10 protein-coding genes are annotated in these 12,703 nt (G+C 36.0%); 2 read left to right on the top strand and 8 right to left on the bottom strand.

Translation table 11 applies throughout. The annotated features are described in order from the left end of the window. The 8 genes from rfbB to typA all read right to left on the bottom strand — a co-directional run. Positions 1–918, bottom strand: a 918-nt coding sequence (gene rfbB / locus R2782_RS12355; protein WP_371268564.1) for a dTDP-glucose 4,6-dehydratase, incomplete at its 3' end; no start/stop codon positions are given. Between the two features lie 124 nt (positions 919–1,042). Further along, complete coding sequence (locus R2782_RS12360) at positions 1,043–2,320, bottom strand: nucleotide sugar dehydrogenase (protein ID WP_371268565.1); 1,278 nt, start codon at positions 2,318–2,320, stop codon at positions 1,043–1,045. Between the two features lie 12 nt (positions 2,321–2,332). Then, positions 2,333–3,724: a UDP-glucose 6-dehydrogenase gene (locus R2782_RS12365; protein WP_371268566.1), complete on the bottom strand. Its 1,392-nt coding sequence runs from the start codon at positions 3,722–3,724 to the stop codon at positions 2,333–2,335. A gap of 11 nt (positions 3,725–3,735) precedes the next feature. Then, positions 3,736–4,704, bottom strand: a complete 969-nt coding sequence (locus tag R2782_RS12370) for an SDR family oxidoreductase (RefSeq protein ID WP_371268567.1) — start codon at positions 4,702–4,704, stop codon at positions 3,736–3,738. Between the two features lie 17 nt (positions 4,705–4,721). Beyond that, positions 4,722–7,193 (bottom strand): polysaccharide biosynthesis tyrosine autokinase, encoded by a 2,472-nt coding sequence (locus tag R2782_RS12375; protein WP_371268568.1) that lies wholly within the window; start codon positions 7,191–7,193, stop codon positions 4,722–4,724. 9 nt (positions 7,194–7,202) lie between these two features. Then, on the bottom strand, positions 7,203–7,991 hold the full coding sequence (locus R2782_RS12380; protein ID WP_371268569.1) for a polysaccharide biosynthesis/export family protein: 789 nt from the start codon (positions 7,989–7,991) through the stop codon (positions 7,203–7,205). 64 nt (positions 7,992–8,055) lie between these two features. Further along, a complete protein-coding gene (recR, locus tag R2782_RS12385) occupies positions 8,056–8,676 on the bottom strand; it encodes a recombination mediator RecR (protein ID WP_371268570.1) in 621 nt (206 codons plus the stop codon). Between the two features lie 188 nt (positions 8,677–8,864). Beyond that, positions 8,865–10,661: a translational GTPase TypA gene (typA, locus tag R2782_RS12390; RefSeq protein WP_371268571.1), complete on the bottom strand. Its 1,797-nt coding sequence runs from the start codon at positions 10,659–10,661 to the stop codon at positions 8,865–8,867. 266 nt (positions 10,662–10,927) lie between these two features. On the opposite strand from typA, the gene dnaX reads away from it, so the two are divergent. Continuing rightward, positions 10,928–12,013, top strand: a complete 1,086-nt coding sequence (gene dnaX, locus R2782_RS12395; protein WP_371268572.1) for a DNA polymerase III subunit gamma/tau — start codon at positions 10,928–10,930, stop codon at positions 12,011–12,013. 17 nt (positions 12,014–12,030) lie between these two features. Continuing rightward, on the top strand, positions 12,031–12,630 hold the full coding sequence (locus R2782_RS12400) for a DNA polymerase III subunit gamma/tau (protein ID WP_371268573.1): 600 nt from the start codon (positions 12,031–12,033) through the stop codon (positions 12,628–12,630). Positions 12,631–12,703 lie beyond the last annotated feature (73 nt).

Here is a 12,703-nt window from a genome sequence, read left to right on the forward strand (position 1 = left end):
TCCCAATTCACTATTTATTTTAGAGGCATCAATGGCATACCGCAAATCATGCCCCGGACGATCCTTTACAAAAGTAATCAATTGGGCAGAAGTGCCCGGTTCACGATGTAATTTTACATCCATCTTTTCACACAACAACCGAACCAAGTCGATGTTTTTCCATTCGTTAAAACCGCCAATATTATAGGTTTCGTGATGCTTACCCGCATGAAAAACCAAGTCAATCGCAATCGCATGGTCAATAACATACAACCAATCACGCGTATAATTTCCGTCACCGTAAACAGGTAAAGGTTTGTGGTGAATAATATTGTTGATGAACAACGGAATTAACTTTTCAGGAAAATGATTAGGGCCATAATTGTTCGAACAATTACTCAGTACAAAAGGCAAACCATACGTTTCACCATACGCCCGTACAAAGTGATCAGAAGCCGCTTTAGAGGCCGAATAAGGCGAATTAGGGGCATACGGAGTAGTTTCGGTAAACAAACCGGTTGCACCCAAAGTGCCATACACCTCATCGGTTGAAATATGATAAAATCGTTTCCCTTCCATTTGGTCTTTCCATATCGCTCGGGCAGCATTCAACAAATGCACGGTGCCCATAACGTTGGTTTTTACAAAGGCCATCGGATCGGTGATAGAACGATCCACATGCGACTCAGCAGCCAAATGAATAACACCGTCAAACTGATGTTGTTGAAAAAGAGCAGCTATAAAAGTGGCATCAGTAATATCACCTTTAATAAAAGTGTAGTTAGGTGCTTGTTCAATATCCTTAATGTTTTCTAAATTACCGGCATAGGTCAACGCATCCAAATTAAAAATTTGATACTGCGGATACCGCGTAACAAAACGCCTCACCACATGCGACCCAATAAACCCAGCTCCTCCGGTAATTAAAATTTTTCTCATCAAACAATAAAATTACTACTTTAAAACAACACTAAATTCTTTATTCTTTATTCTATCCTCCCAACCAAAAACCGACAACAGACAACAGACAACATACAACAGACAACAGACTACAGACAACAGACTACAGCTTCCCATCAACACCATCCGTCAAAATACCTTTCACATCATAAACAACGGCTGTTTTTTTCTTAAGTTGCTTAAAATCGAGCGATAAAAATTCATTGTGAGCTACCCCTAAAACAATGCCGTCAAATTGCTCATCCATCAATTCATGTTGTAACGCTAAATTGTATTCATGTTGCACCTCTGCGGCACTGGCCCATGGGTCATAAATCGTTACGTCGATGCCATAATCGGTCAAAGCATGAATCACATCTACAATTTTGGTATTGCGAACATCCGGACAATTTTCTTTAAAAGTAATTCCCAATACCAATACCTTAGCCGAGTTAATGGTTATTCCTTTTTTAATCATCAACTTCACAACTTGCGAAGCAACATACTCACCCATACTATCATTCAACCTTCTCCCTGCCAAAATAATTTCCGGATGATAGCCCGCCTCCTGAGCTTTTTGGGCCAAATAATACGGGTCAACACCAATACAATGACCTCCTACCAATCCCGGTTTAAAAGGTAAAAAATTCCATTTTGTTCCGGCAGCAGCCAAAACAGCTTGCGTATCAATAGCCAACATGTTGAAAATCTTTGCCAATTCATTCACAAAAGCAATATTGATATCGCGTTGCGAATTTTCAATTACTTTGGCCGCTTCAGCCACTTTAATGGTGGGAGCCAAATGAGTTCCGGCCGTAATAACGGATTGATATAAATCATCCACTTTTTTACCTATCTCAGGTGTAGAACCGGCGGTAACTTTCAATATCTTTTCAACGGTATGTTCTTTATCACCCGGATTAATTCGTTCCGGAGAATAACCTGCAAAAAAATCAACATTGAATCGCAATCCACTTATTTTTTCCAATACCGGTACACATTCTTCTTCCGTTACCCCAGGATAAACAGTTGATTCATAAATCACTATATCCCCTTTTTTCAAAACTTTCCCAACCGTTTCACTCGATTTATACAACGGTGTCAAATCGGGTCGGTTGTTCTTATCAACGGGAGTTGGTACCGTTACAATATAGTAGTTACAGTCTTGAATATCAGCCAAATTTGTAGAACAATACAACCCGTTTTGTCCGGAAGCAGAAGGTTTTAAAACCGATTGCAACAAGTCTTCAGACACCTCCAAGGTTGTGTCCAATCCTTCATTGAGTTCTCTTACACGTTGTTGATTAATATCAAAACCAACAACAGGATATTTAGTGGCAAACAGCCTTGCCAAAGGCAAGCCTACATATCCCAAACCAATTACTGCTATTCTAATATTCAATTTCTTACCAATTTATGAACCAATTGCTTGGTATTTAAACCCTATGCGGGTTAATGCTTCTTTATCTAATAAATTTCTGCCGTCAAACACAAAAGCGGGTTTGTTCATCTGAGCATAAATTTTTTCCCAATCATATGTTTTAAATTCATCCCACTCCGTCAGTACCGCAATGGCATGAGCTCCTTTACAAGCTTCATACGGATCAGCAGCCACTGTAATACGCTCTTTATTTTCTGCTTCTGTTCGGGTTCCCAAATAATTCAAATCAGACAAAATTTGAGGGTAACTCACCTTAGGATCAAAAACAATAATGTTGGCTTGTTCAAACAATAAATTATCCGCCACATAAATCGCTGCCGACTCCCGGGTATCATTAGTATCTTTTTTAAAGGCCCAGCCCAAAAAAGCAATTTTTTTATCAGCTACCGTATTATATAAGGTGGTAACAATATTCTTAGCAAATCGGTTCTTTTGGTGATCATTCATAATAATCACTTGTTCCCAATAGTCGGCTACTTCATGTAAACCGTATGACTTAGCAATATAAACTAAGTTCAGGATATCCTTTTGAAAACAAGAACCACCAAAACCTACAGAAGCTTTCAAAAACTTAGGACCAATTCGGCTGTCCATTCCAATAGCTTTAGCTACTTCATTCACATCAGCACCTGTTTTTTCACATAACTCCGAAATAGAATTAATAGAAGATACGCGTTGAGCCAAATAAGCATTCGCCACTAATTTGGATAACTCCGAAGACCATACATTGGTGGTCAAAATCCGTTCTTTAGGCACCCAATTGGCATACACATCTACCAATGCTTGAATGGCTTTTTCACCTTCTGATGTAGTTTCACCACCTATCAAAACCCTGTCCGGTTGAAACAAATCCTCTACGGCTGTACCCTCTGCCAAAAATTCCGGATTAGATAAAATCTGATATTTTACTCCGTTACCGGTATTGTGAAGGATACTCTTTATTGCTTCTGCTGTTCGAACAGGCAAAGTTGACTTTTCTACTACTATTTTGTCCGTTTTAGAAACACGGGCAATTTGACGGGCACACAACTCAATATATTTTAAATCAGCCGCCAATCCCTTACCGGAACCATATGTCTTAGTGGGAGTATTCACAGAGATAAAAATCATCTCTGCTTCGTCAATGGCTTTATCCACATCGGTTGAAAAAAATAAATTTCTACCCCTTGCCTCTGCAACTACTTCACTTAAACCGGGCTCATAGATAGGTATATTCTTAACATCCGGATCATTCCATAACTTGATTCGCTGCTCATTCAAATCAACAACAGTAACTTGAATATGCGGACATTTTTGTGCAATCACTGCCATGGTAGGTCCCCCTACGTAACCGGCTCCAATGCAACAAATTTTTGTAATTTTCATGCTATTTAAATTTATTGTAAGTTATGCCAATACCAATCAACCGCCTCTTTTAATCCTTCACTAAACGAATAGCGGGGTTGGTAGTGGAGTAATCGTTTTGCTTTCTCTACACTCGCTAACGAATGCGGTATATCGCCCGCACGGTTTGGTCCGTAAACAATGTCCACAGATGCAATTTTTGAATCATAATCCGCTAAATAATCCTTTAACAAAGTCACCATCTGATTCAACGTAGTTCTATCACCATATGCAGTATTGTAAACAGTATTAACAGCCTCCGCATTTTGTGTAAGCATGGCTAATTCATTCATTTGAACAACATTGTCAATATAGGTAAAATCCCTGGAAAAAAGGCCATCCCCATTAATCACCGGACGCTCATGCCGCATCAATAATTTCACAAACTTAGGAATCACCGCAGCATAAGCCCCATCGGGGTCTTGTCGTCTGCCAAACACATTAAAATAACGCAACCCAATGGTTTCCAAACCATAGGTTCTACTGAAAATTTCAGCATACAACTCATTCACATATTTCGTAATCGCATAAGGCGAAAGCGGTTTACCGATAACCTCCTCTACCTTCGGCAAAGATTCAGAATCACCATAGGTTGAAGAACTAGCTGCATAAATAAATCGTTTCACTTGTGCATCTCTACTAGCTACTAGCATATTCAAAAACCCCGAAACATTCACCTCATTAGACGTAATCGGATCATGAATAGACCTCGGCACCGAACCCAAAGCCGCTTGATGTAAAACATAATCTACTCCTTCTACCGCCTTATGACACGTAGTCAAATCCCTAATATCACCCTCTATCAGTTTAAAACTAGGGTTCTTCAAAAAGGGCTCAACATTACGACGATGTCCGGTAGCAAAGTTATCTAAACAACGTACTTGATACCCCTTTTCTAAAAAATACTGACAAAGGTTTGATCCAATAAATCCTGCACCTCCCGTAATTAAAATTGTATGCATTTGATTAGAACTTTTCATTATCCTTTTCTAATTGCTCGCTTAATCTTTTGTAAGAAAGTCTTAGGTCGCTCATCCTCTCCATAAGCATTGGAGTAGTTACCATAAATATAACTGTACCCATACCCATATCCATATCCATATCCATAACCTGTGCCATACTTAGCTCTATTTTCAAATCCATTGAAAACGATACTTACATTTTTTAATTCCTCACGTTGAATTCGGTTATTCAACAAATTAACCATTTCTTTCTTAGTATAGTTTTGACGAATAACATATAAAGTTACATCGGCATAAGGAGCTAATTCAATGGCATCAGCAACCAATCCAACAGGAGGTGTATCTAAAATGATATAATCATACCTGTTTCTCAATTCGGACATGAATTGATCCATTGTTTCGCCTATCAATAATTCGGAAGGATTAGGTGGAACGGGACCGGAAGTAATAACATCTAAACAAGGAATGTGCGTATTTTGAATAACCTCGTCTAATGTTTTCTGACCAATTAAATGATTCACTACTCCTACATCATTCTTGATTTTAAAATCATCAAATATTTTAGGTTTACGTAAATCTAAACCAACGATAATCGTTTTTTTCTCACTTAAAGCAAAAACAGTGGCAATATTAATCGAACAAAATGTTTTTCCTTCTCCACTGATCGAAGAGGTGAGCATTAATGTTTTAGAGCCTTCAACTTTTTGTTTTTTATACATAAATTGAAGCGAAGAACGAATTGCTCTAAACGATTCTGACAAGGAAGACTTCTGCTTTTCAAAAACGGCCAAATTTGATTTGGTCTGTTTCATACCAATAATTCCTATGATCGGAATAGTGGTTAATTTACTGATGTCTTCTGCATTTAAAATTGTATTTTCTAAAAAGAAGATGATAAAAACAGCAATCAACGGAATAAACAAACCGAGAAAGAAAGCCAACACATAATTGACCTTTGTGTTTGGTCCTATTTGACCTCCACCAATGTCTTTTGCAGGATCAATAAAATGAACATCCGCTAAATTAGCTGCTTTGACAATGTTTGCTTCGTTACGCTTGCTCAAAAAGCTGGTAAAAATTGTATTATTCAAATCATATTTTCTGGAAATCTTTAAAATCTCCTGTTCATCTGCCGGCAATTGACTCATTTCAGCTTCTGCTTGACCTAATTTTGAATTAACCACAGATAAATCATACTCTAAAGATGCTTTGGCAGACTTAATATTTTCTAACAAAACACTTTTTAAGGCCTCCATCTGAACATCAAAATCTTTAAACATTTTTTTGTTTTTAACCAAATAAGGCTTTTGAGCCCTCTCGGTAGACAAATCAATTATTTTAGAAATGTTCTGGGCAATATTTGGATCGTCAACTCCGGCAACAGAAGGAGCAGGAAGTTTAGAAAAATCAACACTGTTTACTAAGTAATTTTTTAACGAATTGTAATAGGTAATTTTTCTATTTATACCGTCTTTTTCAACTTCATATGCTAAAATTTTAGCCGATATTTGACTTCCCCCTGTGTTAATTTGATAATAGTTCTTATTCTTGGTAAAGTTTTTTAATTCGTTTTCATTATCTTTTAATTTATCTTCCATTGCCAATAAAGTACTATCTATAAAAGCAATTGTATTAGTAGCAAATTGATTTTTTCGATCCAATTGGGCTTTAATAATTGTCTTAACCGTCTCATTCAAATAAACTACCAATCGGTTTTTATTAGTACCTTCCAGTGTTAATTTTATAATCGATTGTGCATTTTTATCAATGGATGATTTGATTCCTCTGTAACGCGTCACAACATCGTCAAACTTATTGAATTTAATGTAATATTCTTGACCAACATAATTACCTAAAAACGCATCTTTTAAGAGGCGTATATTCAAAAACGGCAAATTAATTTCTTGATTAAAATTGAATTGTTTCGTAAATGTACCACTATTAACTCCTTTCTTTGAGGAAGAATTTGTATTGTAAATAAATATTTCAGCTTGTTCATCTTCAAAAAAAGCACTCAGTTCAAAAGTGTTTTCAGAAATAAACTTAATACTAATTAATGTCCTTAATAACTGAGGCTTGCTTTTGTCGATTTCAACTTTAAAAGGTACTTCACCGTAAACATCTCGCATGTAATACTTTCCTTTTTTTAAATAATCCAGATAAAAGTCTAACTTATCAACAACAACTTCATTATGAGACCTTGATTTTATTGTAGATGCTAAACTTTGCACCTGATCAGAAGTTCCTCCCCAATTAAAAACCAAACTGGTATTAGAAGTAAAAAAAGGGTTACTTTCTTCTTTAACAGCTATAGTTGTGTCTAGTTCATAGATTTTTTCTTTACGGATGTTAACATTATAAGCAATTAGGAAAGCTACTATCCAGCTTACTGTGAACCATTTCCAATATCCGGCCAGTTTTATAATAAAACCTTTTAAGTCAAACTTAATTTGATTTTCAAATAATGTAAAATCTTTAGTATCAAGCATGTTTTTAATTTATAAGCGTGATAATACAATAATAGAGGTTACTAATGACAAGGCTGAAATAATTGTTGTCAATGTTTGAATACCGGTAGTTCCTGTTCCCCAAGATTTTTGCTTTAACGGATTAATTAATATAAAATCATTGGGTTGCAAATAGTAAAATGGTGATTCTAATGCCTTTTTGTCAAGAAGGTTTATCGTATGCATTTCAACGCCATGTGGATATTGACGAACAATAATCACATTCTTTCTGTCACCGGTAATTACAATATCACCTGAATTTGAAATAGCATCCATTATTGTTGCACGTTCATTGTATATAACATTAGTCCCCGGAATTTTGATTTCTCCATTAATTGTATATCGAATTCCTGCTAATTTAACAGTAACAAATAAATCAGCGGCTTCATTAAAATATTCTTCCAGTAAACGTTTTTCAATATTCAATCTAATTTCCTCTGTTGTTTTTCCCAAAACAGCCACTTCACCTAAAATGGGTATACGAATATTACCGTGGTCATCCACATTAAACCCTTCAAAAAATAATACCTGTTCACTAATAATATTTCGACTTCCACTCGAAACTCTGAACATTTCTGTTAAAGTTTCATCAATCGTTTTTATAGTAATCACCAAAATATCATTACTCTGAATTCTGTACGGTTTTTTTACAAGTTGACTCATAATCAAGGTATCATTCTGATTATTGCCACTTTGCAGGTACTTTAAATCTTTAGTGGGCACACAGGAAACCGTAAAAAGAACCAGTAATATTATATAGATGAGATGGGATTTATTCATTTTAAAATTTTTAGCTGACAAATATAGTTTTTCCATCAGAAAATAAAAACAAGTTTGCTTATAATTAATTGCTCTTCATGGTGTTTTCAAACGGAATTCGGTTTAGAATACTTCTTCCCAATGTAATTTCGTCAGCATACTCTAATTCGTCTCCTACTGAAATTCCCCTCGCAATGGTTGATGTTTTAACATTAAGGTGTTGAATTTGTCTAAAAATATAAAAATTAGTTGTATCGCCTTCCATCGTTGAACTTAATGCAAAAATAACTTCGGTAACGTTACCTTCTTTTACTTTTTCAACCAAAGAGGCAATCGTTAATTGACTTGGTCCAATTCCATCAATTGGTGAAATTTTTCCACCGAGAACGTGGTATATCCCTCTAAATTGCCCTGTATTTTCAATAGCCATAACGTCACGAATATCCTCAACTACACAAATAATTTGATGATTTCTTTTTTCGTTAGAACAAATTTCACAAAGCAGAACATCAGAAATATTGTGGCAACTTTTGCAATATTTTACCTCTTCACGCATTGTTTGTAAAGACTCAGATAAAAATTGTGTTTGCTCTTTGGGTTGTTTGAGTAAGTGCAAAACCAAACGAAGAGCAGTACGCCTACCTATTCCGGGTAGTTGTGCCATCTCGTTGACTGCTCTTTCCAATAATTTTGAAGAAAATTCCATTGTCACAAAAATACATTTTTCAATTGTATTGCCTTACTATTTCTTTGGAAAGTTATTAAAAAACATGTATCTCTATAAACTTCTATTTTGTGTTTGTCTACAAAATATATTTGCAATAAATAGATATGCTAAAAGGTCAGCAAGTCATTTATTGTATAAAAAAATCCCGCAGAGCGGGATTGTGAAACTTATATTTTAAAACGTTTTCTATCGTTTTCATTCAAATAGATTTTACGTAAACGTAACGATTTTGGTGTCACCTCTACATATTCATCTTTTTGAATGTATTCTAATGCTTCTTCCAAAGAAAATTTAATTGCCGGAATGATTTTGGTTTTATCATCTGCTCCAGCAGAACGGAAATTCGTTAATTGTTTCGTTTTTGTGATATTAATGGTCATATCGTCACCTCTTGAATTTTCACCTACTACCTGTCCTTCATAAATATCTTCATTCGGATCAACAAAGAATTTTCCTCTATCTTGTAATTTATTGATTGAATACGGGATTGCCTTACCATTTTCCATGGAAATTAATGAACCGTTAATTCGACCGGCAATTTCACCTTTAAGTGGTTCATATCCAATAAAACGATGAGCCATAATTGCCTCACCGGCAGTAGCTGTTAATAGTTGATTTCTCAGACCAATGATACCACGAGAAGGAATATTAAATTTGATAATCATTCGTTCACCTTTTCCTTCCATACTCAACATCTCCCCTTTTCTTACCGAAACAAACTCTACTGCTTTTCCGGATACATGTTCCGGTAAATCAATTGTTAATTCTTCAATTGGTTCACATTTTACACCATCTATCTCCTTAATAATTACTTGTGGCTGACCAATTTGTAATTCGTAACCTTCTCTACGCATTGTTTCAATCAATACAGATAAATGTAATACACCACGCCCAAAAACCATAAATTTATCCGCAGAATCTGTATCAGCTACACGAAGAGCCAAGTTTTTCTCCAATTCCTTAGCCAAACGATCTTTGATATGACGAGAAGTAACAAATTTTCCTTCTTTCCCAAAGAAAGGCGAATCGTTAATGGTAAATAACATACTCATCGTTGGTTCATCGATGGCAATGGTTTGCAAAGCTTCCGGATTTTCAAAATCTGCAATTGTATCACCAATTTCAAAACCTTCAATACCCACAACAGCACAAATATCGCCGGCTGAAACTTCAGTCACTTTTTTACGTCCTAAACCTTCAAAGGTATGTAGCTCCTTAATTCTGGATTTGATAACTTTCCCATCTCTTTTTACCAAAGAAATAGGCATGTTTTCCTTTAATGTTCCTCTTTCCAGGCGTCCAATCGCAATTCGACCCGTGAAAGAAGAGAAATCTAAAGACGTAATCAACATTTGAGGTGTTCCTTCAGAAACTTTTGGAGCCGGTACATTATTTACGACCATATCCAAAAGAGGCTCGATGTTATCAGTTACATTCTTCCAATCTTCTGACATCCAATTATTTTTTGCTGAACCATAAACCGTTGGAAAATCCAACTGCCATTCTTCAGCACCTAATTCGAACATTAAGTCGAATACTTTTTCGTGTACTTCTTCTGGAGTACAATTTTCTTTATCTACTTTATTAATTACCACACAAGGTTTTAAACCTAAATCGATGGCTTTTTGCAATACAAATCGTGTTTGCGGCATGGGTCCTTCAAACGCATCGACCAACAAACATACACCATCGGCCATATTCAATACACGTTCTACTTCTCCCCCAAAATCCGCGTGACCGGGAGTGTCAATAATGTTGATCTTTGTGCCTTTATATACTACAGAAACATTTTTAGAAACGATGGTAATTCCACGTTCACGTTCTAAGTCGTTGTTATCTAAAATCAAATCACCCGTATTTTCGTTTTCACGAAAAAGCTGACAGTGATACATAATTTTGTCAACCAAAGTTGTTTTTCCGTGGTCAACGTGGGCAATAATCGCAATGTTTCTAATTGATTCCATCAGTGTTTTTTTTCAGGGTGCAAAGGTACACTTTATTTCTACATAAAAAACTTTTGGGTAAAACATTGAAAGATTTAACGTTGGGGTAATGAAGGGTTGTCTGTTTTCTGTTGTCGGTTGTCTGTACTCAGTGATGATAGCTAACTTAGTTCAAAAATCAACAATCATCATTCTTCAATCGTTAATCAATTGACTAATTGACAATTTTCCCTCCTTCCCTTGCCAATCGATAATTAAATTTTATATTTGTCATCCAAACTTTTTTGATGGAACAATTTGTAGTATCTGCCCGAAAATACAGACCCCAGACGTTTATGGACGTGGTGGGTCAGCAGGCTATTACGAACACGTTGCTTAATGCCATCGAAAACAATCACTTAGCTCAGGCTTTGCTTTTTACCGGACCTCGTGGGGTGGGAAAAACAACCTGTGCGAGAATTTTGGCTCGTAAAATTAACCAACCCGGGTATGACGATCCGAATGAGGATTTTGCGTTTAATGTGTTTGAATTGGATGCGGCATCGAACAATTCGGTGGATGATATTCGGAATTTAATTGACCAAGTTCGCATACCACCACAAACCGGACAATATAAGGTGTATATTATAGACGAGGTGCACATGCTCTCCTCTGCTGCTTTCAATGCGTTTTTGAAAACGTTGGAAGAACCACCAAAACACGCCATTTTTATTTTGGCTACTACTGAAAAACACAAAATTATACCGACCATTTTATCGCGTTGTCAGATTTTTGATTTTAAACGAATTACAGTGAAAGATGCCAAAGAACATTTGGCGTATGTTGCCGAAAGTCAAGGTATTCAATTTGAAGACGATGCGTTACACATTATTGCTCAAAAAGCAGATGGTGCGATGCGTGATGCATTATCGATTTTTGACCGCGTTGTTTCCTATTGCGGAAATAATTTGACACGCCAAGCTGTTACAGAAAATTTGAATGTGTTGGATTATGAATCGTATATTAATATTACAAATTTAATTTTAGAAAATAAATTACCGGAAATATTGATTGCTTTTAATGATATTTTGGCTCGTGGGTTTGATGCTCATCATTTTATACAAGGATTAGCTTCGCATTTCAGGGATTTATTGGTTTGCAAAAATCCGGCTACTTTAGCGTTATTGGAAGCTGGTGAACAAGCTCAAAAAATGTATGGCGAACAAGCTCAAAAATGCAGTCAGGAATTTTTATTGAAAGCAATTGAATTAGCCAACGATACCGATTTAAAATTTAAAGTCAGCCAAAATCAACGTTTACTCATCGAACTTTGTTTGTTGCAATTAGGCTCCATCACCTTTGATGGAGAAAAAAAAAAGTTAACGGCTATATAATTCCACCCTTTCATTTTTTGGGAAAATTAGGTGCTATTGAAGTAGCCAATACTTCCGTGGAAGTCGTACCGACTGTAAAAATAGAAAAACAAATACCTACCACTATTGAAAACACAGTAGAAAAACCAAAACCGGTAGTTCAAACACTTTCTCCTGAAGCAAAAGTTTCTGCATTTTCTTTATCGAGTATCAAACAGAAAAAAGAACTGGCGGAAGCTCAAAAGTTAGTTTCCAAAGAAGCAATTCAATATCCAATCGAGCCTTTTACTGAAACAGATATGTTGTTGCAATGGAACAAATTTGCTTTGAAATTAGAGGAAAAAGGACAAATGATAATGCATTCCCTTATGTTAATCAATGACCCTGTATTAGTTGGAACTAAAATTACCCATGAGCTGCCTAACGAAGGAACGCGACTGGAATTTGAACGAACAAAAAATGAATTATTGGGGTATTTACGAGGCATGCTTCATAACCACGATATTGAAATTGAGTTGGTTGTGAATGAAAAAATGGAGAACAAACGGGCTTTTACACCGCAGGATAAATTTAATCGGTTGAATGAACTTAATCCGAATTTGGATTTATTGCGGAAGACGTTTGATTTGGATGTTTAGATCCTCCCATAGTACATCGCCTTCACAATTCCATCCGAAAGTCCAATTTTAGGGACGTACAAATGTCTTGCTC

The sequence above is a fragment of the Flavobacterium sp. genome (genome assembly GCF_041392085.1).
Taxonomy (GTDB): domain Bacteria; phylum Bacteroidota; class Bacteroidia; order Flavobacteriales; family Flavobacteriaceae; genus Flavobacterium.

Coding starts and splice junctions, on each gene's coding strand:
- R2782_RS12375 (WP_371268568.1), bottom strand. CDS start 7,193: ATGCTTGATACTAAAGATTTTACATTATTTGAAAATCAAATTAAGTTT.
- R2782_RS12380 (WP_371268569.1), bottom strand. CDS start 7,991: ATGAATAAATCCCATCTCATCTATATAATATTACTGGTTCTTTTTACG.
- R2782_RS12370 (WP_371268567.1), bottom strand. CDS start 4,704: ATGCATACAATTTTAATTACGGGAGGTGCAGGATTTATTGGATCAAAC.
- dnaX (WP_371268572.1), top strand. CDS start 10,928: ATGGAACAATTTGTAGTATCTGCCCGAAAATACAGACCCCAGACGTTT.
- typA (WP_371268571.1), bottom strand. CDS start 10,661: ATGGAATCAATTAGAAACATTGCGATTATTGCCCACGTTGACCACGGA.
- R2782_RS12365 (WP_371268566.1), bottom strand. CDS start 3,724: ATGAAAATTACAAAAATTTGTTGCATTGGAGCCGGTTACGTAGGGGGA.
- recR (WP_371268570.1), bottom strand. CDS start 8,676: ATGGAATTTTCTTCAAAATTATTGGAAAGAGCAGTCAACGAGATGGCA.